General features: G+C 70.2%; 22 protein-coding genes. 10 read left to right on the forward strand and 12 right to left on the reverse strand.

All coding sequences use genetic code 11. From position 1 onward, the window contains the following. Positions 1–1,794 (reverse strand): HSP90 family protein, encoded by a 1,794-nt coding sequence (locus AB0J90_RS14645; RefSeq protein ID WP_363595905.1) that lies wholly within the window; start codon positions 1,792–1,794, stop codon positions 1–3. A 119-nt stretch (positions 1,795–1,913) separates the two neighbouring features. On the opposite strand from AB0J90_RS14645, the gene AB0J90_RS14650 reads away from it, so the two are divergent. Further along, positions 1,914–3,158 carry an MFS transporter gene (locus AB0J90_RS14650; RefSeq protein ID WP_363595907.1) on the forward strand — a complete coding sequence of 415 codons (1,245 nt, stop codon included), beginning with the start codon at positions 1,914–1,916 and terminating at the stop codon, positions 3,156–3,158. A 118-nt stretch (positions 3,159–3,276) separates the two neighbouring features. Here AB0J90_RS14650 and AB0J90_RS14655 read toward each other — a convergent pair whose 3' ends face one another. The 3 genes from AB0J90_RS14655 to AB0J90_RS14665 all read right to left on the reverse strand — a co-directional run bounded on the left by AB0J90_RS14655 (position 3,277) and on the right by AB0J90_RS14665 (position 5,305). Further along, the gene (locus tag AB0J90_RS14655; RefSeq protein WP_363595909.1) at positions 3,277–3,495 is read right to left on the reverse strand and encodes a hypothetical protein; all 219 of its coding nucleotides are present in this window, start codon (positions 3,493–3,495) and stop codon (positions 3,277–3,279) included. Then, positions 3,483–3,731, reverse strand: coding sequence for a flavin reductase (locus AB0J90_RS14660; protein WP_363595911.1), 249 nt, complete (start codon positions 3,729–3,731; stop codon positions 3,483–3,485). Before AB0J90_RS14660 ends, AB0J90_RS14655 begins: the two co-directional genes overlap by 13 nt. 383 nt (positions 3,732–4,114) lie before the next feature. Beyond that, complete coding sequence (locus tag AB0J90_RS14665; protein ID WP_363595913.1) at positions 4,115–5,305, reverse strand: helix-turn-helix transcriptional regulator; 1,191 nt, start codon at positions 5,303–5,305, stop codon at positions 4,115–4,117. Positions 5,306–5,626: 321 nt separating this feature from the next. Here AB0J90_RS14665 and AB0J90_RS14670 point away from each other — a divergent pair, with 321 nt between their 5' ends. Then, positions 5,627–6,139, forward strand: a complete 513-nt coding sequence (locus tag AB0J90_RS14670) for a hypothetical protein (protein WP_363595915.1) — start codon at positions 5,627–5,629, stop codon at positions 6,137–6,139. A gap of 77 nt (positions 6,140–6,216) precedes the next feature. Beyond that, a complete protein-coding gene (locus tag AB0J90_RS14675) occupies positions 6,217–7,518 on the forward strand; it encodes a hypothetical protein (RefSeq protein ID WP_363595917.1) in 1,302 nt (433 codons plus the stop codon). A gap of 87 nt (positions 7,519–7,605) precedes the next feature. Here the strand turns inward: AB0J90_RS14675 and AB0J90_RS14680 are convergent, their stop codons facing one another. Then, on the reverse strand, positions 7,606–8,511 hold the full coding sequence (locus AB0J90_RS14680) for a sulfurtransferase (RefSeq protein WP_363595919.1): 906 nt from the start codon (positions 8,509–8,511) through the stop codon (positions 7,606–7,608). Positions 8,512–8,737: 226 nt separating this feature from the next. On the opposite strand from AB0J90_RS14680, the gene AB0J90_RS14685 reads away from it, so the two are divergent. Together AB0J90_RS14685 and AB0J90_RS14690 are read left to right on the forward strand one after the other, a co-directional pair. After that, positions 8,738–9,964 (forward strand): SAM-dependent methyltransferase, encoded by a 1,227-nt coding sequence (locus tag AB0J90_RS14685; protein ID WP_363595921.1) that lies wholly within the window; start codon positions 8,738–8,740, stop codon positions 9,962–9,964. A gap of 159 nt (positions 9,965–10,123) precedes the next feature. Further along, positions 10,124–11,113, forward strand: a complete 990-nt coding sequence (locus tag AB0J90_RS14690) for a LacI family DNA-binding transcriptional regulator (RefSeq protein WP_363595923.1) — start codon at positions 10,124–10,126, stop codon at positions 11,111–11,113. A gap of 70 nt (positions 11,114–11,183) precedes the next feature. On the opposite strand, the gene AB0J90_RS14695 is transcribed toward AB0J90_RS14690, so the two are convergent. From AB0J90_RS14695 to AB0J90_RS14705, 3 genes are all read right to left on the reverse strand, one after another. Then, entirely contained in the window at positions 11,184–11,951 is a 768-nt protein-coding gene (locus tag AB0J90_RS14695; protein ID WP_363595925.1) for an SGNH/GDSL hydrolase family protein, read from the reverse strand. 148 nt (positions 11,952–12,099) lie between these two features. Further along, positions 12,100–13,320: a hypothetical protein gene (locus AB0J90_RS14700; RefSeq protein ID WP_363595927.1), complete on the reverse strand. Its 1,221-nt coding sequence runs from the start codon at positions 13,318–13,320 to the stop codon at positions 12,100–12,102. Then, positions 13,317–13,844 (reverse strand): SigE family RNA polymerase sigma factor, encoded by a 528-nt coding sequence (locus AB0J90_RS14705; RefSeq protein ID WP_363595929.1) that lies wholly within the window; start codon positions 13,842–13,844, stop codon positions 13,317–13,319. Before AB0J90_RS14705 ends, AB0J90_RS14700 begins: the two co-directional genes overlap by 4 nt. Before the next feature lie 128 nt (positions 13,845–13,972). Between AB0J90_RS14705 and AB0J90_RS14710 the strand changes: the two genes are divergently transcribed. Further along, the gene (locus tag AB0J90_RS14710; RefSeq protein ID WP_363595931.1) at positions 13,973–15,721 is read left to right on the forward strand and encodes a proline--tRNA ligase; all 1,749 of its coding nucleotides are present in this window, start codon (positions 13,973–13,975) and stop codon (positions 15,719–15,721) included. A 171-nt stretch (positions 15,722–15,892) separates the two neighbouring features. Beyond that, positions 15,893–16,324: a hypothetical protein gene (locus tag AB0J90_RS14715; RefSeq protein WP_363595933.1), complete on the forward strand. Its 432-nt coding sequence runs from the start codon at positions 15,893–15,895 to the stop codon at positions 16,322–16,324. Between the two features lie 67 nt (positions 16,325–16,391). Here AB0J90_RS14715 and rfbC read toward each other — a convergent pair whose 3' ends face one another. Further along, positions 16,392–17,003 carry a dTDP-4-dehydrorhamnose 3,5-epimerase gene (rfbC, locus tag AB0J90_RS14720; protein ID WP_363595935.1) on the reverse strand — a complete coding sequence of 204 codons (612 nt, stop codon included), beginning with the start codon at positions 17,001–17,003 and terminating at the stop codon, positions 16,392–16,394. 145 nt (positions 17,004–17,148) lie between these two features. On the opposite strand from rfbC, the gene AB0J90_RS14725 reads away from it, so the two are divergent. From AB0J90_RS14725 to AB0J90_RS14735, 3 genes are all read left to right on the forward strand, one after another. Further along, positions 17,149–17,574 (forward strand): CBS domain-containing protein, encoded by a 426-nt coding sequence (locus tag AB0J90_RS14725; RefSeq protein ID WP_363595937.1) that lies wholly within the window; start codon positions 17,149–17,151, stop codon positions 17,572–17,574. 66 nt (positions 17,575–17,640) lie between these two features. Continuing rightward, entirely contained in the window at positions 17,641–18,069 is a 429-nt protein-coding gene (locus AB0J90_RS14730; protein WP_363596261.1) for a SufE family protein, read from the forward strand. Positions 18,070–18,089: 20 nt separating this feature from the next. Continuing rightward, positions 18,090–18,722: a DsbA family oxidoreductase gene (locus AB0J90_RS14735; protein WP_363595939.1), complete on the forward strand. Its 633-nt coding sequence runs from the start codon at positions 18,090–18,092 to the stop codon at positions 18,720–18,722. An 87-nt stretch (positions 18,723–18,809) separates the two neighbouring features. On the opposite strand, the gene AB0J90_RS14740 is transcribed toward AB0J90_RS14735, so the two are convergent. The 3 genes from AB0J90_RS14740 to AB0J90_RS14750 all read right to left on the reverse strand — a co-directional run bounded on the left by AB0J90_RS14740 (position 18,810) and on the right by AB0J90_RS14750 (position 20,500). Further along, positions 18,810–19,361: a YbaK/EbsC family protein gene (locus AB0J90_RS14740; RefSeq protein WP_363595941.1), complete on the reverse strand. Its 552-nt coding sequence runs from the start codon at positions 19,359–19,361 to the stop codon at positions 18,810–18,812. A 118-nt stretch (positions 19,362–19,479) separates the two neighbouring features. Beyond that, entirely contained in the window at positions 19,480–19,680 is a 201-nt protein-coding gene (locus AB0J90_RS14745) for a hypothetical protein (RefSeq protein ID WP_363595943.1), read from the reverse strand. A 37-nt stretch (positions 19,681–19,717) separates the two neighbouring features. Continuing rightward, on the reverse strand, positions 19,718–20,500 hold the full coding sequence (locus AB0J90_RS14750; RefSeq protein WP_363595945.1) for an NAD(P)H-binding protein: 783 nt from the start codon (positions 20,498–20,500) through the stop codon (positions 19,718–19,720). Positions 20,501–20,578: the final 78 nt, after the last annotated feature.

Raw genomic sequence — 20,578 nt, forward strand, 5'->3', positions numbered from 1 at the left:
TCACTCCTGTCCCGGAACGGCCCGGCCGAGCAGGCCGAGGAAAGAGTTGTTGAGCAGGGCTGCGTCGGCCGGGCGGATCGGGTGGTAACCGAGCAGCAGCGCCTGCCCGTACAGCGCCTCGACGGCGAGGCCGACCAGCTCCGGGTCACCGAGGGTGGTGATCCGCCGGACCAGCGGATTGCGATGGTTGAGCACGAGCTGTGGCCGCTCCGGCGGGCCGGAGGAGGCGATGGCGTCGAGCACACCGGCCCAGAGTTCGTCGGCGCGCTGCCGGGTCGACTCAAGCTGGTCGTGAAATGCCGCCGATCGGCTGACCAGGTACAACGCCGGCAACGAAGCCGGGTCGTACGCGCGCAGCGCCACCTCGCAACCGAGCCGGTCCATGGCCCGCTGGGCGGTGAGCAGGAACGGCCGCAGCGCCAGCTCCACCGACGGGTCGAGGGTGTCGAACCGGGTGGTCAGGTCGGTCGGCTCCAGCCGTTCGATCAGCACCGACCGGTCCAGCCCCGGCAACCGCTCGATGATCTCGGTGTCGTACGTGTAACCGCCGTTGACCACGGCCAGGTCCTGGGCCGCCGCGACGGCGGCGAGCTGCCGGAACTCGTCGGTGGTGGCGGCGTAGCGGACGACACCGTGCCGGGCCCGGAACTCGGACAGCGTCATCCGGCCGGTGTTTGTCTCCATCGGCCACCACTGCTCGACCAGCCGGAGCATTTCGTCGTCGTGCAGCGCGAGCGCCTTCACGCCGAGGTGGTGCACCTGGAGGAACTCGCCGAGCCGGCGCGGGTCGCCGCTGGCGAGCTGCACCAACCAGCCGCGCAACTGGTCGCCGAGCGCTTCCCGGGTGCTGTCGAGCAGCCCGTCCTCGTAGAGCGCCTCCCGGCTCGCGGTCGGCCGCAGCTCACCGGCGTCGACCACGCAGCGGGCGAAGAACGCCCACTCGGGAAGCAGGCCCTCGGCACCCTCGGTGAGCAGCATCCGCTTCAGGTAGACCCGGTGTCCGACCCGCGCGGCAGGGTTCGCTGGTTGCGGCAGCACGAACGCCGCCCCGGTCAGGCCCGCCTCGGGCACCGACAGCGGGATGACGTCGAACGGGGTGAAGCCGAGCGTTTCGCGGGCGTACCGGATCAGTCCTTCGCGGCGGGCGGCCGGTGACGTGCCGGCGGCGGGTGACCACGGCGGCGGCCCGGCGGTTGTCTCGACCTCGCCGACGCGCACGGTCACCGGCAGCAGCGAGCCGAAGAGTCGGGCCAGTTCGGTGACCGTCGGCTGGGTGAACCACTGCTCGGCACCGGGACGCGGGACCAGGGTGACGGTGGTGCCGGGCTCGGCCCGACCGGCGTCCGGTGCGGCCAGCTCGACCTGGTAACGCCCGTCGGTGTGACCGGTCCAGAGCACCGTCGGCTGGTCGGCGTGCCGGGTCACGACCCGGATCTCGTCGGCGACGAGGAAGCAGGAGAGCAGGCCGATCCCGAACTGGCCCAGAAACTCGTGCCGGGCGAAGCCGAGTTCGTCCCGCTTGGAGCTGCGGCCGATGGTGGCGAGCAGTTCGTGGACCTGCGTCTCGGTGAGCCCGATGCCGGTGTCGTGGATCCGCAGGGTGCCGTCGCCGGTCAGCTCGGGCGGCTCGATCCAGGCCACCCCGGGCGCGCCCGGATCGTCGGCTCGACGGGCGGTGATCGCGTCCGCGGCGTTCTGCAACAACTCCCGCAGGTAGACCCTGGGGCTTGCGTACAAATGGTGACTGAGCAGGTCGACGATGCCGCGAAGGTCAACCTGGAAGGTGCGATCCACGCTTTGTTACTCCCCGGTTCAGGTGCAGGCGCCCACCGTACCGGTGACCGGTGACACTCGCTGGCCCTAGTCCGGGCCGGAGTTGACCCTCGACCTGGTCGAGGCCGCAGGGTCGCACGATGACCAGACTCACGGTAGGGCAGGAAGCCGGCGTACGACCGTTGCTGGGTGCCGCGTACGGGCGGCTCTGGGTGGCGGCGGTGACGTCGAGGTTCGGGGACGCGGTGCGTACGCCGGCACTTGCCCTGCTCGCGGTCTCGCTGACCCGCGATCCGCGCCTGGTCGCGGCGGTGGTCGCCGCCGGCCAGCTCCCACCGTTGCTGTTCGGCCTGCTCGCCGGGGTGTTTGCCGACCGTTGGGACCGGCGACGCACCATGGCGACGGTCGACGGGCTGCGCTGTGCGCTGGTCGCCGCACTGGCGGTGCTGGTGTGGTTCGGGCAGGTCGGCGTCGGTGTGCTGGCCGCCGCCGCGTTCCTGCTGGCCACCCTCGGCGCACTCTTCGACTCGGCGGCGTTCGCGGTGCTGCCGGCGCTGGTGCCCGCCGACCGGTTGCCGGCCGCGAACGGCAGGCTCGCCGCCGGTACGGCCGTAGCCGGCGGATTTGTCGGCGCCCCGGTCGCCGGCCTGCTCTTCGCGCTCGGCGCCGCGCTCCCGTTCGCGGTCGACGCCGCCTCGTTCGCCCTCGCCGCGCTGCTCGCGCTCACCCTGCCCGCCTCGCCATCATCGGTCCCTTTGCGACGATCGGTCTGGCGTGAGGCCGGGGACGGGCTGCGGTGGATCCAGCGTGATCCGACCCTGCTCCGGGTCACCGTGCTGACCGCCGTCACCAACCTGGCGATCAGCGGACTGATCGCGGTGATGGTGCTGTACGCGCTGGAGGTGCTGCGGGTGCCCGAGGCCGGCTACGGCCTGTTCATGGCATCGGCGGTGATCGGCGGCCTGGCCGGCGGCCTCGGTGCGGGTCGGTTGGCGGGTCGGCTCGGCACGTTGACCGGGCTGCGCTGGGTGCTGGTGGCGCAGACACTGGCGCTGGTGGCGCTCGCCTTCTCCCGGCACCCGGTGCCGGGTGGGATCGCGTTGGCGGTCTTCTCCGCCGGATCGGCGAGCTGGAACGCACTCTGGTCCGCGTACGGTCAGCGGCACGTACCGGCTGAGCTGTTGGGTCGGGTCGGGAGCGCCCAGCGCTTCGCCGGGCTGCTCGCCGCCCCGATCGGCGCGATCGTCGCCGGCTTCACCGCGAACGCGTACGGCCTGCTCCCGGTCGCGTACGCCGCAGCCGCCGTCTTCGCCGTCGCCACCCTGACCGCCCAGCGTCTACTCGGCGCGTCCACGCCTCGTCACGAAGAGTTTGGCTCGCCATAGCCGGCCGAACTCTTCCGGATCACGGGGAGTTCCGGGAGAGGCGCGGGCGCCGGCCCGGACCGGGGTGGTCGGGGCCGGCGCCTTTGCTTTCCGGAGACGGTTGCCGCCGACTCCGGTGTCACACGAGGTATACGTCCGCGATCGTCCCGTCGGGTCGGGTGATCGTGAGGTGCCCATTCGGGGCCAGGTCGTGGAGTACGTCGGCCAGCCGAGTCGCCCGGTTCAGCGCGTCCGTACGGGTCACGCCCCAGCCGGTCGCGAGTCGGGTCAGGGCAGCGTCGGCGGGTCGGGTCAGGTTCACCGTCACCTTCACGTACCGGTCCGTCACCGGGTCCACGACACGAACCTCTCGTACAGCTCTCGTGGGGTCACGTCCCGGATGTCCCGGGCGGCGTGGACCAATTGCGTACCCAGGTAACAGGCCAGCGACACCCGGTCGTGGCCGTACTCACGGGTCAACCGGGCGCGGGCCGGCTCGCACGGCCACGCCTTGCCACAGGTGCCGCACTCCCACCGCTTCCCGCACGGCCGGTGCTGGTCCGTCACCACCGGAAGGACCGGTTGCGAACTCACCCGGTCACCGCCTGCTGCTCACTGCCCGCAGCTCCGGATCCGCCAGCAGGTGGCGAGCTCGCGGCGTTGTGCACCATCCTGACCAGCGGCCACGGCACCGGATCATCGGTCGGCTTCCGGTCGGAGGCCGGCTGGGACTCCGCCGGCCGTGGGTCGTCCGCCATCACGCACCTCCATCGGCTGACCGGGGGTGCGGCGACCGTCCCGGGGCACCGCACCCCCGGGCGTCGAGCCGGCCACGGGGGCAGCCGGCTCGACGCGATCGGGAGGCGCGCCAACGGGCCAGATCAAAGTCCGCCGTACGGTGAATGTGCCGCACATGCCCGTCGCCGCGCCGTGATCAGGAGATTACGGAGAGCTGAACGGGATGTTATTACCAGTGGTTATGCGTCGACGTCCACGCCCACCCGACGGGCCAGCACTCGCAAATCGTCGGAGACCGAACGGCGTTGGGCCCGGCGGACTATGGCCACCACCGCGTCGTGCGCAAGAGGGTTCAGCCCGAACGTTGTCGGCGCCGCCCGCTCCGCGCGGATGAACGCGGTCAGCGCCTCTCGGTCGCTCCGCCCCGACTGCGCCAACGCCCGACCGAGGTCCAACCAGTACGACTGGTGCCGAACCGCCGCCCGGAGCGGATCAGGACGTACGGCCTGCGACAGCTCGACCACCCGGCCGTACTCGCCAAGCTCGGCCGCGATCGACATCTCCCATAACCTGACGTTCGTCGGTCCGAAGCCGCCCTGGTTGAAGCCCGCCCCGTCTTCCGGGTCGCCAAGGGTGTCGGCTTCTCGCGCTGCATCCTCAAGGTGTGCCCGCGCGTCGTCGGCCCTTCCGTCCACTGCGGAACTGAACGCCGCCGACAGGTGCAGCATGCCGAGCATCTGCCGTACGTCCGGCGCTGCCGCAGCGCCCTGGAGGTCCGTGAGCGCCCGACCGGCTACTCGACTGGCCACTCCGGCCGCCTCGATCGGCAGCGACTGGGTGGTGGCGAACCGGGCCGCGCCAACCCATGCGGCCTGCCCGGATTGCTCGGCGGCGGACAGGGCCACCTTCGCGGCGCTCCGCGCGAGGTGCCGGTAGCCGAGGTGCCGCAAACAGGCTGACGCGTGATATCCAACCTGGGCGAGGGCCCGCCCTCCGTCGTCGTGCCCGGCAGCGGCCAGGAGCAGTGTTGGTAGCGTCCGCGCCAACTCTGGATAGTTCGCCTGGTCGCGAAGCTCGACGCTCCGCTTGATCCCGACGGAAAGCTGTTCGGCGGTCCAGGTCGCGGTGCGCCGCTCACCCTCCTCGATCTCGATCAGAGCGGCCCAGATCAAGGGGACCGTGTCGACTGCGCCTGCCTTCGCCGGATCCGTCGGGTCACCAGGCTGGTCCAGCAGGTCAGCGACGGTCACCTGCAAAGCCGCGGCGATGCCGATGAGGGTGGACCGCCGTTCGACGGTCTTACGGCCGGCTTCGACCTGGGAGATGTAGGACTGTGAGACTCCGGCAAGGCCGGCGAGAACGTTTTGGGTCATTCCGCCGCGTCGGAGGCGCCAGTATTTGATCCGCGCGCCGATGGTGTCTGTCGACATGATGCTCTGCCTCCCCAGGTAGTGGTCTGGGCGGCGGCGCACCGTCCCACTACAACCCGACAGGCCGCCACTCCGGAAGGTACACGTCGTGCACGATCCACGGATCCCGAGCGAAGCGCGGACAAGCCACGTCCTTCCGATCCCCCCGAACAGGAAGCCGGGAGAGACAAGTGCGCGTCTCTCTTGATCCACGCGCTCTGAGCTGTTGTGGAAGGCACTCGGAGAACAGCTCAGAGCGCATGGATCAAGCCATCCCGGCCGCGTAGTCCCCCGCCGCGTAGGGGCCACGCGATGCGGCATCGGTGGTGAATGATCCGGAGCGTGCAAACAACTTCGCGTTCCGCTGTCGGCACGAGCAGGCCGGTACGTCGCCGGCTGCGCTCGCTCGCCGCCGGTGAACTGGTCAACATTCCGCTGCACGCCGCCGTCTGGATCGGCATCATCGGCGCACCGGTGACCCTTGCCAACGTCGCGGGGTACCTGCTCTTCTCACTGTTGCTGATCGAGGGCGCCGGTTACTGGCTGGCGAAGCTGCACCAGGCGAACACCCGCCAGCGTGTACTGCCGGGTTTCCGGATCTTCCGCCTGCTCCGGCTCGCCAACCTGCCGCTACTGGCCATCGGAGTCGGGTTCGCCGCGTACGGGGCGGTCGACTCGCCAGGGCTCGGCTCGTGGCCGGGCCTGGGGTACGGGCTGTTCGCGATCATCGAGCACGTCAACTACTTCCATCTCCAGCTCAGCTACGACCGGTTGACCGACCTGCGTCGACTGCGCGCGTTCGGCCTGCGCCGCTCCCACCTCTCCCGGGACCTGGACCAGCCAACGAAACGCTGACCCGCACGAGACCCAGCCGACAAAAAGGTGACTCGAACGGGTCGGAACCTGGCTCGGCGGTCACGCCTCTACCAGGCATGACTACAAGGCGTACGGTGCTGCGGCTGGCCGGCGGGATCGCGGCCGGTGCGGCGGGCGGTGCAATGGTCGTGGCCAGCGGCGGATGTCGGGGCAGCGCGGAGGAGGGGCCGGCACGGGGCGGCTCGACACCGACGGAATCCCTGGTCGTCGAGTTGGCGACGGGGGAACTGGCGGTGCTGGACGCGGCCACCGGGCAGACCGTGGTGAGCCGGTCCGAGGGCGTGGTCAGCGGTGACGGGACCCGGCTGGTCCGCACCGAGCTGGCCGGCGAGGGGACCAGGTTGACCAGTCATCGGCTCTCCGACGGGGCCTCGGTCAGCGGCGGCACCCTTCCCGATCGGCTTGCCGCGCGGGCCACCAACCCGGACGGTTCGCTGGTGGCGCTCGCGACGCCGGGCAAGCCAGGTGCCGGTCCGTACCGGCCGGGTGGGCGGGAGCGGACCACTATCGTGGTCGCCGGCACGGCCGGGGAGCGTAGCCGGGTGGAGCTGGCCGGCAACCTGGAGCCGGAGGCGTTCGACGCCACCGGGCAGGCGCTTTTTGTCCTCGACTACCTGCCACCGGCGGCACCGGACCGCTACCGCGTACGCATGGTCGATCTTGCCTCCGGCGAGCTGCAACCGCTGCTCACCCGGCTGAAGGCGGTGGTGCCGGCGGGTGCGGAGGAGGAGATGCGGGGCGAGGGACGGCAGGCGGTGTACGACAGCACCACCCGGCAACTGTTCACCCTCTACACCCACCAGCCCGAACACGAGCACACCCGGGATCTGATCGGCGGTGCACGCGAGGACGCCCCGCACGTACACGCGTTTGTCCACACGCTGAATTTGACCGAGCGGTGGGCGTACTGCGTTGATTTGCCGTCGCCGTTCGGGGAGCAGCCGGCGGCCGGGCATGCGATCGCCCTCGACCCGAATGGTGCCGGGGTCTACGTGGTGGACGCGACCAGCGGCACGGTGGCGCTGATCGACCCGTCCGCGTTGACGGTCGGCCGGACCCTGCGGTTCACCCCGCCGACCGGGCCGATCGTCTCGGCCGCCGCGACCACCGGTCCGGCCGGCACGTTGCTGGTCGGCGCCGGCCACGACCTGGTCATCGTCCCGCTGGCCGGTGCCGACCCCGTCCGGTGGCAGCTACCCACCCCGGTACGCGGCATCGCCACCAGCCCCGACCACAAACGCTGCTTCGTCGGCCAGGAAAACGCCATAACCTGCCTCGACCTGTCCACCGGCAAGGTCATCCGCCGAATCCCAACCCCCGACCTGCGATCGTTGCGCCACCTCACCCCGCACGCCTGACCCCTCTTGTAGAGAAAGAGTGGCTATTCCCGCACGGGAAGCCACTCTTTCTCTACAAGAGGGGTGATCTATGGGGGCGGTACGGCGTCAGGGGGTGGGGAGGCCGCCGGGTTGGTCGCCCTGGACCACGGGGGCGCGGACTAGGTTGCCCCATTCTGTCCAGGAGCCGTCGTAGTTGCGGACCTGCGGGTAGCCAAGCAGGTGGCGCAGCACGAACCAGGTGTGGCTGGACCGCTCACCGATCCGGCAGTACGCGATGATGTCGTCCGCGGTCGACAGCCCCAGCTCGTCGGCGTAGATCGCCCGGAGTTCGTCGGGGCGTTTGAAGGTGCCGTCCTCGTTCGCCGCCGACTTCCACGGCTTGTTCACCGCACCGGGGATGTGCCCACCGCGCATCGCCCCCTCCTGCGGGTAGTCGGGCATGTGCAGCAGCGCACCGCTGTACTCACCCGGCGAGCGGACGTCGACCAGCGGCCGGGCGCTGGCGATGTGCGCCGCCACCTGGTCGCGGTACGCGCGGATCTGGCTGTCGTCGCGCGTCGGCACCGGGTACTCGGCGCGTGGGCGCTCGACCTTGTCCCGGGTCAGCTCGCGACCCTCCTCCACCCATTTCTGCCGGCCGCCGTTGAGCAGCCGTACGTCTCCGTGGCCGAAGAGAGAGAAGACCCAGAGCGCGTACGCCGCCCACCAGTTGAAGTTGTCGCCGTAGAAGACGATCGTGTCGTCCCGGCCGATGCCCTTGGCCGCACAGAGTTCGGCAAACGCCTCGGCGCTGAGATAGTCCCGGGTGACCTGGTCGTTCAGTTCCAGGTGCCAGTCGACTTTGATCGCACCGGGGATGTGGCCGGTCTCGTAGAGCAGCACATCCTCGTCGGATTCGATCACCACCAGACCCTTCGCGCCCAGGTTCTCGGCCAGCCACTCGGTGGTGACGAGGCGCTGCGGGTCGGCGTATGCCTGTAGGGCAGGCGTGGGATCACTTGGTACGGACATGCAGCCCAACGTACGCCAGCCTGCCCCCGATCAGGCGGGGAACCGGATGCCTGCTGGGTCACTCTCCGCCACGGCTGGCACCTCAGTCGCCTCGGTTCCGCCCGGTCGGGTGCCGACCCGTCGGGCGGAACCCGTGCGACAGTTCCCTCAGAGCCCATCCATTCATCGCGCGACCGACGGCCCACGGCCGACGTTGATCACGCGATTCAACAGAAGGCTCAATTAGATGTCCGATATAGCCAATATTGCGGATCTCATTCGCTACGCGCTGCGGCACGACGAGTTCCAGCGTGCGGTTCTCAGCGGCACGACACCCGGGGCGACGCATCCCTGGCGCCGCGTCGTCGTACGGAAGGTAGCGCTGCGGGGCACGGTCCAGACCCAGGTCGAGTGGCACACGAGCGACAACTCGACCACCCGGAACTACGCCGGGATCGACACCGTGATCGACGAACTCGTCGAGGTCCCGTTCCGCAACGGCCACGTGGAGTTGCGTACGGCCACGATCGAGGGGCGGGTGAGCAAGCGCGGCAAGTTGTTGCTGACCCGGCGGAACGAGGCGAACAGCCAGGATCTCGCGCACGACCAGGTACGCCGCCGCGTCATCCCGGAGGACGCCCCGTTTCTCGGGGTGCTCGGTGTCAGCCGGGACGGTTCCGTGAAGCCGACCTCCCAGCGCAAGTACCGCCAGATCAACGAGTTCGTACGGGTGCTCGGCGCGACCCTGGCCGACGAGCAGGGTCGGGACCGGCCGCTGCGGGTACTGGATCTCGGGTGCGGGAACGCGTACCTGACCTTCGCCACCGTCCACCACCTCACCGAGATCGGGATTCTGTGTGTGGTCGTCGGCGTCGACCGGGATGCCGAGCTGGTGTCCCGGAACAACTCGCGGGCGCAACAGCTCGGCTGGCAGGACCGCCTCACGTTCGCCACCGCGCTGATCGACCGGTACGAACCGGCGGAGTCGCCGGACCTGGTCGTCGCTTTGCACGCGTGCGACACCGCGACCGACGACGTACTCGCGCTGGCGGTGGAGCACGACGTGGACTACCTGCTGGCTTCGCCGTGTTGCCAGCACGACCTGCAACGGCAGTTGCGTTCCCGGGCGATGCCCGAGGGCTTCCGCGACCTCGTCCGCGACGGGGTGCTCAAGGAACAGTTGGGTGACCTGCTCACCGACTCGCTACGCGCGTCGCTGTTGCGGCTGGCCGGTTACCGGGTGGACGTGTTCGCCTTCGTCCCGGTGGAGCACACCCCGCGCAACAACCTGATCCGGGCAGTCCGTACGCCAGGTCCCGCCGACCACGAGGCCGAGGCGTCGGTCCGGGCCGTGACCGGCATGTTCGGCGTACGGCCACGGCTCGCCGAACTGCTCCGGCACCGCCTGCCCGCGGACCTGCTCGAACACGGCGGAACCGGATCGGGAGGTGATGGCACCCCGGCGATCGGCTAGACGCCGGGCGGAACGGCGCCCGGACCCTGCTGTGTCAGGTGCTTCTGCGCAGCGGGTTCGGGCTCACCTTCTCCGGAGTCGCCGATCGTCGGCAGCGGCGTTTCAGCCCCGGATAAACAGCCTGTCCGGGTGGTGGCAACAGCATTAGTGTCTGAGCGCATGGAGCGTAGGACGCAGACCCTGGCGGACGTGGCGAGAGCGGCCGGGGTGTCCCGGTCGTCGGTGTCACGGGTCATCAACCGAGAGCCCGGGGTCGCACCGGAGGTACGGCAGCGAGTCGAAGAGGTGATCTCCACGCTCGGCTACCGCCCCAACCCGGTGGCCCGCGCCCTGGCCACCGGCAGTGCCGACGTCGTGGAACTCGTGGTCGTCGAGCGGGACCGGCGCTCGTTCGGCGCCAACCCGCACTACGGGCGGGTCGTGGCGGGGATCCTCGAAGGGCTGGCCGACACCGACGTGCAGTTGCGGATCAACGTCGTGGAAAAGGGGGCACCCGCCGCCGCGCTCGCCGTCGCGACACGTAGTCCGGGGCTGGGCTCGGTCCTGGTGAACGTGTCACCGGCGCTGGCCGAGGACCTGTCCCGTGACCGGGAACGGATGGTGTCGATGGGACGCTCGGCACCGGGCATCCCGTCCTTCACCGCCGAGAACGAGAACGGCGTACGCTCCGCGATCCGTCACCTGTACGCCCTCGGGCGGCGCCGGATCGCCGCCATCCACGGACCGATGAAGAACCCTTGCGCGGTCGGCCGGCGTGACGGCTACTTCGACGCGATCGCGCAACTGGGCCTGACTCCGATCACCGCCGACGGCGACTTCAGCCGTGAGACCGGTGCCGAGGCCACCCGCCGACTGCTGGCCACCCACCCGGACCTCGACGCGATCTTCTGCGCCTGCGACCAGACCGCCACCGGAGCGTTGCAGGTGCTGATGGAGTCGGGTCGACGGGTGCCGGACGACGTGGCCCTGGTCGGATTCGACGACAGCGTTCTCGCCGCAGCCGCCAGCCCGCCGCTGACCTCGGTGCACCAGCCGGTGGAACAGATCGCGGCGAGCGCCACCCGACTGTTGCTCCAGCGCCGGATGGACACCTGGCAACGGGACGCGTTCCCCACCGCGCTGGCGATCCGCAAGAGTTCGGCCGGCTGACCCGGCAGCCGGATGCACCACCCGGTGCGGGGTGTGGGTGGTGCCGAGGTCGACGGCGAGCCGCCGAATTTCAGTCGGTGAACGGGCTGAGCAGGGGCCGCTTCGCGGTGATGGTGTCACCGGAGGAGCGGCCGGTGAGGCGGCGCTTGATCCAGGGAGCCAGGTGCTGACCGGCCCATCGCAGGTCGGCGCCACGGGCGGCGAGCCAGGGCGTCGGCGCCGGCTGCGGCGGTACGACCAGCCACTGCTCGTCCGGCGGCAGGCCGAGCGCGCCCAGGACGTGCCCGGCCACCCGGCGGTGACCGGCGGCGGAGAGGTGTAACCGGTCCGCACTCCAGAACTCAGGGTGCTGGAACACGTCGTCGGCGAAGAGGTCGACCAGCGTGGCGCCGTACCGCTGGGCGGTCTCGCCGACGGCGCGGTTGAGTATCGCCACCCGGGGAGCCATCATCCGCTGGCCCGGCAGCCGGGACACGATGTCGGCGAACCGGAACACCAGCACGTCCGCGCCGGCCTCCCGGAAGTCCCTGATCACCTGGTCGAACCGGCTGGTCAGCGCCTCGGCGTCGAAGTTGCGGCGCAGTACGTCGTTGCCGCCGGCCGCGAAGCTGACCAGGTCGGGGCGCATGGCGAGAGCCGCGGGCACCTGCTCGGCCACCACGCTGGGGAACAGCCGACCCCGGATCGCGAGATTCGCGTACCCGAAATCAGGGCCGGCTTCGACGGCCAGGCGGGCGGCGACCAGGTCGGCCCACCCCCGGTAGGTGCCGTCCGGGTAGGCGTCGTCCATGCCCTCGGTGAAGCTGTCTCCCACCGCCACGTAGCTGCGCCAGCGCATCCGCATCCTCCTGAATTTGCGGCCTGCCACCAGGTCCTCTCGGAGTCTCGCACCCGACCGAGCGAGGTTACCGCCGGGTACGCCAAAAGTGGCGGCACCGACAAGACTGCTCGGCACCGCCACTTTCGTCGATCGACTACCGCGACCGCTACGGCCGGTACGTCACCAACTGGCCGTAGACGGATCCGGCCGGTACAGCGGTCGTGCCCGTCAGCTTCCCGGCCGCCGAGAACGTCCCCAGGGAGTACGCGGGAGCGTCCGCACCGATCCGGGCAAGGTCGATCTGCGCGACGACCGCACCGGACGGCAGGAACACGGCCCGTTCGATCCAGCCCGTGCCCTCCCGCTCGGCGTCCAGGCCCAGCGGTCGGTCCAGTTCGACACTGGTGCCGGTGCCGAGGTCCACCAGGAAGTTCCTGATGTTCCAGTTGCAGCCGCACTCGCCCGGTGTCGGCACGTGGGTGCCGACGACCGCCCGCTTGCCATCGGCCGACAGCCCGGCCACGTTGTGCACGACCAGGCCGGCCGGCACCTTCGGGGTGAGCGTCCGCTTCTTCGCGTTCCCCGTCGTGATCACGGTGATCTTTCCGTCGGTGGCACCGGCGAGGGTGCTGCCGTCATCGGATGCCACGACCTCGTCGCAGGAGCCCTGCTGCTGTTCCATCACCTTCCGGCCGCTGCCGTCGGTCCCGATCGTCTCGATCTTCCAGGTTTGCTGACCGGCACCGAAGACGATCCGGCTGGAACCGTCGGCCCACGAGGGCCGCTTGCAGGTGGGCGTGTCGAAGGTGGCCAGCGTGCGGGCGTTGCTGCCGTCGATGTTGCTCACCCGCAGCTTGATCGGCGTCGACTTGTTGTCGTACCAGGTGACGAGGCGTCCGTCCGGTGACACGACCTCGACGAAGTCGGCACTGTCCTTGGCGACGGTCTTGCCGACCTGCCACTTCCCGCCGGGTGCCTGGTGCCAGAGCTTGCCGCCGGTCTTGCCGTTCTCGCCGCCCACCTGCACGTGGTACCAGTAGCCGGCGCCCAGCCCGGTGGGCTGGACCGGCGTGTCGCCGGTGCGGCTCGGGTCCGCGGTGGCGTTCGGGTCGGCGGTCACGCCGGGGTTCGGGGTCGGCGGCGTGGTCGTCTCGACGACCGCCGGTGGCGTCGTCGTGGCCGGTGCCGGACCGACGTCGTTACGGGGGAAGAAGGCGAACACGGTGCCGGTCGCGGCACCGAGCATCACCAGGGCCGCGGCCGAGGAGGCCAGGGTCCGCTGGATGCCGATCCGGCGAGAGGTACGCAGGGTCCGGTCCCGCAGGTCCACCGGCGCGACCTCCTCCGCCAGGTCGGCCAGGTCGCTGCGAAGACGGTCCATGTTCATCGAACGCTCCCTTCCAGGAGGTACAGGTCGGCAAGTTCGGGGGCGACGGTGCGCAGTCGGGCCAGCGCCCGTGAGGTCTGGCTCTTGACCGTGCCGGCGGAGACGCCGAGCAGTTCGGCGGCTTCGGCCTCGGTACGGTCCTCGAAGAAGCGCAGCACCAGCACCGCACGCTGCTTCGCGGAGAGCTTCAGCAGTGCCGCCCGCAGCGAGAGCCGCAACGCGGTCTGGTGAGCGTGGTCGGTGGAGGCGTCCCGGCGCGGCTCGGGCATCTCACCGGTCATCGACTCGGTCACCCGGCGCCGCCGCCACCAAGAGACCTGCAGGTGGTACATGGTCTTGCGGGTGTACGCCTCGGCGTTGCCGGTCTGGTGCAGTCCCCGCCAGGAGCGGTGGGTACGTGCCAGCGCCGACTGGACGAGGTCCTCGGCCAGGTGCTGGTCGCCGGTCAGCAGGTACGCCGAGCGCAGCAGCGCCGGGGTACGGGTACGGACGAAGTTGTCGAACTCGCTAAGTGAGGGATCCACCCGAACCGATCCTTGGGGTAGTGGAACGTGGGCAAGTCATGCCACCCAAGACGCGACCCTGCGACGCGAGGTTGCTGGTCGTACCGAAATGCTTGGACGTCGGGTTTGCGACATGCCAGGCTGCCTGGATGCTGCTTCGGATGTCCACGCTGTTCCTTCGTACGCTCCGGGAGGATCCGGCGGACGCGGAGGTGCCGAGCCACCGGCTGCTGGTCCGGGCCGGCTACATCCGGCGGGCCGCGTCGGGCGGCTACACCTGGCTGCCGCTGGGCAAGCTGATGCTGGACCGGGTGGCGCAGGTGGTACGCGACGAGATGGCCGCGATCGGTGGCCAGGAGCTGCACTTTCCCGCCCTGCTGCCCCGCGAGGCGTACGAGACGAGCGGCCGTTGGGCCGAGTACGGCGACGACATCTTCACCCTCAAGGATCGGCGCGGTGCCGAGCATCTGCTCGCGCCGACGCACGAGGAGATGTTCGCGCTGCTGGTGAAGGACCTTTTCAGCTCGTACCGCGACTTTCCGGTGATCCTCTACCAGGTGCAGACGAAGTTCCGGGACGAGGCACGGCCCCGGGCCGGGTTGCTGCGCGGGCGGGAGTTCCTGATGAAGGACGCCTACTCGTTCGACCTGGACCAGGCCGGGTTGCAGGCGGCGTACGACCAGCACCGGATGGCGTACCAGCGGATCTTCGACCGGCTCGGGCTGGACTACACGATCGTCGCCGCGTCGTCGGGTGCGATGGGCGGGTCGGCGTCGGAGGAGTTCCTGGCCGCCACCCCGGTCGGCGAGGACACCTTCGTCGGCTGCACCGCCTGTCACTACGCGGCGAACACCGAGGCGGTGACCACGCCGGTGCCGGCCGCGGGGGACGTGGACTCGTTCCCGGCCGCGGAGGCGTACGACACCCCGGACACTCCGACGATCGAGGCGTTGGTGCAGGTCGCGAACGACCGCAGGCTCGGTGGCCGGGACGACTGGACCGCCGCGGACACGTTGAAGAACGTGGTCCTGTCGGTACGCCGGGTCGGGGTCGCCGAACCGGAGCTGCTGGTGATCGGCGTACCCGGTGACCGGGAGGTGGACCTGAAGCGGGTCGAGGTGGCGCTGTACCCGAACACCGCCACGCTCTTCGACGGGTTCGCCGACCATCCCGACCTGGTCCGCGGCTACATCGGACCGCAGGTGTTGGCGAAGCTCGGCATCCGCTACCTGGTCGATCCCCGGGTGGTGACCGGAACCGCGTGGCTGACCGGCGCGAACGAGGCCGGCCGGCACGCGGTCAACGTGGTCAGCGGGCGGGACTTCACCCCGGACGGCACGATCGAGGCGGCCGAGGTCCGCGCCGGTGACCCCTGTCCGGCCTGCCGGTCCGGCGAGCTGACGATCCGCCGGGGGATCGAGATCGGGCACATCTTCCAGCTCGGTCGCCGGTTCACCGACGCGTTCGCGGTGGACGTACTTGGTCCGAACGGCAAGCCGGTACGGCCGATCATGGGCTGCTACGGCATCGGGGTGTCCCGCGCGGTCGCGGCCATCGCCGAACAGCACCACGACGAGCGGGGTCTGGCCTGGCCGGCAGCGGTCGCGCCGGTTGACGTACACGTGGTCGCGGCCGGCAAGGGTCCGCAGGTCGAGGCGGCGCTGGCGCTCGGCCGGGAGCTGTCCGACGCCGGTCTGCGGGTGCTGGTCGACGACCGGTCGCAGGTGTCCGCCGGGGTCAAGTTCGCCGATGCCGAGCTGATCGGCATCCCGCGCAGCGTCGTGGTCGGCCGCCGGCTGACCGACGGGTACGCCGAGCTGCGCGACCGGGCCAGCGGGGAGCAGGTCGAGCTGCCGGTCGCCGAAATCGTCGCCCAGCTCACCGGCCAGCTCGCCTGACCCGGCGCTGTCCCGCCGAGCCCGCATCGGCGCTGTCCCGCGAGCCCGCATCGGCAGGCCGAGCCGCGTGGCGCTCGGCTTGACCCTCGACCTGCTCGAGGGCTGATGATCCGCCCGGCGGCCTTTCCTGTGCCGCCGGGCGGGTCATCTCGGAGCGAGGACGGCGGAACGATGGATCTCGACAATCCGGTGCTCAGGTTGTGTCAGGACGGCATGCGGGCCGAGGCGCAGGGGCGACGGTCGGACGCCCTCGCCCTGTACGAGCAGGCGTGGACGGCCAGCGTGGACGACTACGACGCCTGTGTTGCCGCGCACTACCTAGCCCGGCAACAGGACGACCCACGGGAAATCCTCCGGTGGAACACCGAGGCGCTGGACCGGGCGGACCGGGTCGGCGACGAACGGGTGGCCGCCTTCTACCCGTCGCTGTACGTGAGCGTGGGCTTGGCCCGCGAGCAACTCGGTGAGCCCGAGCCGGCCCGCCGCGCCTTCGAACAGGCCCGGGAGCACGTCGGCGCGCTCCCCGAGGACGGGTACGGCGAGATGCTGCGTACCGCGATCGACGACGGACTGCGGCGGCTGGTCGGCCGCGACGAGCGGTGATGCGGTAAGCGGGCCGCCGCCGGGCGCTGACCGGTGGTCCGGTCAGCGCCACGAACCGGTGGGTCGATCAGCCTCGCTGGTCGGCGCGCAGGGAGGCGTAGTAGCGCAGGCACTCGTCGTACGCCGGGAGCAGGCCCGCGTCGCGCAACTCGGCCAGGGTGGGGCCGTTGGCGTCCCGCTCGGAGAGGTTCGGGGTGATGTCGGCCGGGATCGGCAGGGCGAGTTCCGGGTCGAGCACGTTCACGATCCGCTCGCGCTTCGGCGCGTAGCCGGTCGAGCAGAGGTAGCTGAGCACGGTGTTGTCCTCGAGCGCGACGAAGCCGTGGCCCAGTCCCTCGGAGAGGTAGAGGGCCCGGTAGTCGACCGTGTCCAGGCGAACCACCTCATGCTGGCCGAACGTCGGCGAGCCGACCCGCAGGTCGACCACAATGTCGAGCAGGGCGCCCTGCGGGCAGTAGACGTACTTGCCCTGTCCGGGTGGTACGTCGGCCCAGTGGATGCCCCGGACCACACCGCGGCTGGAGACGCTGTGGTTGGTCTGGGCGACGGACAACTCGAAACCCAACGCCTCGGAGAACGCGCCGGCGTCGTACCAGACGAGGAAGTTGCCACGGCTGTCGGGAAACTGTTGGGGCACGAACTCCCAGGCACCGGAGATCGACAACTCGGTGGCTTTCACCTGTTCACCTTTCACGCGATCAGCAACAGCACACGATACCGGGCGAGCCCGGACAAGCAGGTGAGGCGGGGATCCCAACCGGGTGTGACGTTCCGGCCACGGGGTACCGAACTGATATCGACGTACACAATTTCTGGAGGCTCTCATGACCAGCTATCGGGTCGCCGACCTGATGACCCGGAAGGTCGTCTACCTGTCGGCCCAGACCAACCTCGACGAGGCGGCCAGGGCGATGGCGGACGCGGACATCGGCGACATCGTCGTCACCGACGGGCAGAACCTGTACGGCATGGTGACCGACCGGGACATCGTGGTGCGGGCGGTGGCCGAGCACAAGGATCCGGCGAAGACGACGCTCGGCTCGATCGCCACCCGGGAGATCGTGATGATCGAGCAGAGTTCGACCGGGGCGGAGGCGGCTCGGTTGATGCGGGAACGGGCCGTACGCCGGGTGTTGGTGTGTGACGTGGACCGCCAACTGGTCGGCATCATCTCGCTCGGCGACCTGGCCCAGCAGCTCGACCCGTCCTCCGCGCTGAGCGAGATCAGCGAGGCGAGTTCGAACAGCTGACAGTGCGGAAGGTCTCGTCACCGGCTGGCATCGGCGGTGGGCCGGCCGCCCGGTCGGCTGAGTAGCCTGGACCGCATGCCACCGAAGCTTGACGAGATCGTCGAGGAGTTCGCCTCCGCACCGCGTGAGCTGGTACTGGAGATGCTGCTCGAATACTCCGACGCGGTTCCGCCGCTGCCGGCGGAGCTGGCTGGGCACGCCGGTATGGAGCAGGTTCCGGAGTGTCAGACCTCGTTCTTCCTCCGCGCCGAGGTGACCCCGGAGCGCACGGTCAACACCTGGTTCGACTGCCCGCCGGAGGCGCCGACCACCCGCGCGTTCGCCGGCATCCTCGCCGAGGGGCTGTCCGGGGCGAGCGCCGAGGAGGTGCTCGACGTACCCGATGATCTTTACCAGCGGATGGGCCTGGCGCAGGCGATCAGCCCGCTGCGGGTACGCGGCGGCACCGCGATCCTGGCCCGGCTCAAGCGGCAGGTACGGGAACAGATCGGCTGACCCCGCGCGTTGACCTCAGCGTGGAAATCGATCTCTATGCGGACGTCGTCTGCCCCTGGTGCTACATCGGCAAGACCCGACTCGAAGAGGCACTGAAGGCCTACGACGGCGAGGTGACGGTCCGGCTGCGGCCGTTCCAGCTCGACCCGTCGCCGGTCCCCGAGCCGCTGCCGGTGCTGGACGCACTGGGTTCGAAGTTCGGTGGCAGGCAGCGCGCGGAACAGATGATCAATCGCGTCGTGGATGTCGCTGCCGGTGCCGGACTGGTCCTGCACTACGACCACGCGGTAGCCGCGAACACCTTCGACGCGCACCGGCTCGTCTGGTTCGCCGGTCAGCGCGGCCTGGACAGCAAGATGGTCGACGCGCTCTACCGGGCCCACTTCGTCGACGGCGTCGACGTCGGGTCGGCGGCGTCGCTCGCCACCGTCGCCGCCGGGGTCGGGCTGGACGAGACCGAGGTACGGGAGTTCCTCGACTCCACCGCCGGCACCGCAGAGGTACGGGCAGCCCTGAACGAGGCCCGCGAGTTGGGCATCAGCAGCGTGCCGACCTACGTGCTGGCCGGCAAGTACGCGGTCACCGGCGCCCAGGAGACGGAGACCCTGCTCGCCGCACTGGCCGAGGTGGCTCAGCGGGAAGCAGCCGCCTGACCAGCACATTCGACTGTTGCACGTGAAACAGTATTGATCTTCTTCGAACCGTCGTCGCGGCAGGAACGACAGGACTTCGAGGTCGACTCAGGCGGCCGGTCGGGCCAGGTCCGGGACCACGCGCGCGTTGGGCAGGGTGGCCAGGGCCCGACCGGGCACCGCGATCTTGCTGTGCCGGACGCCGGAGCCGATGATCACGTACTTGGTGTCGATGACGCGCTCGTCGACCAGGATCGGCCATTCCGTGGGCAGCCCAATCGGCGTGATGCCGCCGTACTCCATGCCGGTGAGGCTGACCGCGTCGTCCATCGGGGCGAAGCTCGCCTTGCGTACGTCGAGCTGCCGGCGCACCACGCCGTTCACGTCCGCCCTGGTGGTGGCCAGGATCATGCACGCGGCGTAGCGGGTCACGCCGTCCCGCTTGCCGGCCACCACGACACAGTTCGCCGACACGTCCAGCCCGACCTCGTACGCCGCACAGAAGGCGGCGGTGTCGGCGAGCGTGGCGTCGATCGGCGCCACCAGGATGTCGTCCACCGGCACCGAACCGTCCGCGGGCCAGGCCTGCACGGCTGCCGCCACCGGCGGGGCGAGCAGGTCGAGGCGGGTACGGGCCGGTTCCGTCTGCAAGGTCCCCATCACGGCTCGATCCTCGCACCGCCGGCCCGCCTGCGCCCACCCGGCCCGACCGAGCCGGCAGCGCAGCCGGGCCGACCGAGCCGGCGGAGCGGCCGGGCCGACCGGAGCGAGAGCGTCGTCAGCTACCCGTGAGGAAGGCGTTCTCCCGGGCGAAGGTGCGCTCCTCCAGCCGGGCTCGCTCGGCGGCCTGCTCGGCGGCGTTCTCCTGTCGAGCCTGGGCCACGTCCTGCAAACCGTGGCGTACGGCGATGCGCATCACCCCATAGAGGCACGGGAATCCACACACGTAGAGCAGCAGTGCTGCGGCGATTTGAAGCATGGGTTCACGTTAGGGCGACGGATTGTCCGAGAAACCCTCATTTCCCGGCTGATCCCCCGTACGTGTCGGCGAGGTAGTCGGCCCAGGTCAGGGTGCCGGTCGGGGCGGCGGTGGTGGTCAGCGCACCCGCGCGTACGGTCCGGCCGAACGTTCCCGGGAACCGGATCGACAGCACCGGCCGGCGCCGGTTCCGCGCGGTCAGCCAGGCGCGGGCGGCCTCGTCGTACCGGAGCACCTGCGGCCCGCCGTACTCCTCGATGGTCTGACTCGGGCCGGCGGCCAGCCGGTCCGCGATCCGGCCGGCCACGTCGCGCGGGTCGACCGGCTGGGCCAGCAGGGCTCGGTCGCCGAGCACCGGCCCGAGCCGGCTGGCGGCGCCCAGCATCTGGTCCAGCAACTGCGGGAACTGGGTGGCCCGCAGGATGCTCCAGGGGACCTTACCGGCCGTCACCACCTGCTCCGCGGCGAGTTTGAGCCGGTAGTACCGCAGCGGCACCTGGTCGATGCCGACGATCGAGACGTACAGCAGGTGGCGTAGCCCGGCCTCGGCGGCGTCGGTGACCAGCCGGCGAGTGCCGGCCACGTCGACCCGCGCGCTCATCGACTTCGTCGCCGAGGCGAGGTGGACGACCGCGTCCACGCCGGTGACCGCCAGATCCACACCGGTGCCGGCGGCCAGGTCGGCGACCACCCATTCGACCCCGTCCGCGGCCGGTCGCGGCCGCCGGCTCATTCCTCGTATGTCCAACCCCGCGGCCCGCAGGCGCGGTACGACCGCCCGGCCGAGCGTGCCGCTGGCACCGGTGACCAGAACCTTCATCGTGTGCTCCTTTCCGGGTGTGGGACGGGGCGACCGATCAATGCGTGACGGTGACCTGCTTCACAGTTGACGATTCTG

Origin of the sequence: Micromonospora sp. NPDC049523 (assembly GCF_040676775.1) — a bacterium.
Taxonomy (GTDB): Bacteria; Actinomycetota; Actinomycetes; order Mycobacteriales; family Micromonosporaceae; genus Micromonospora_G.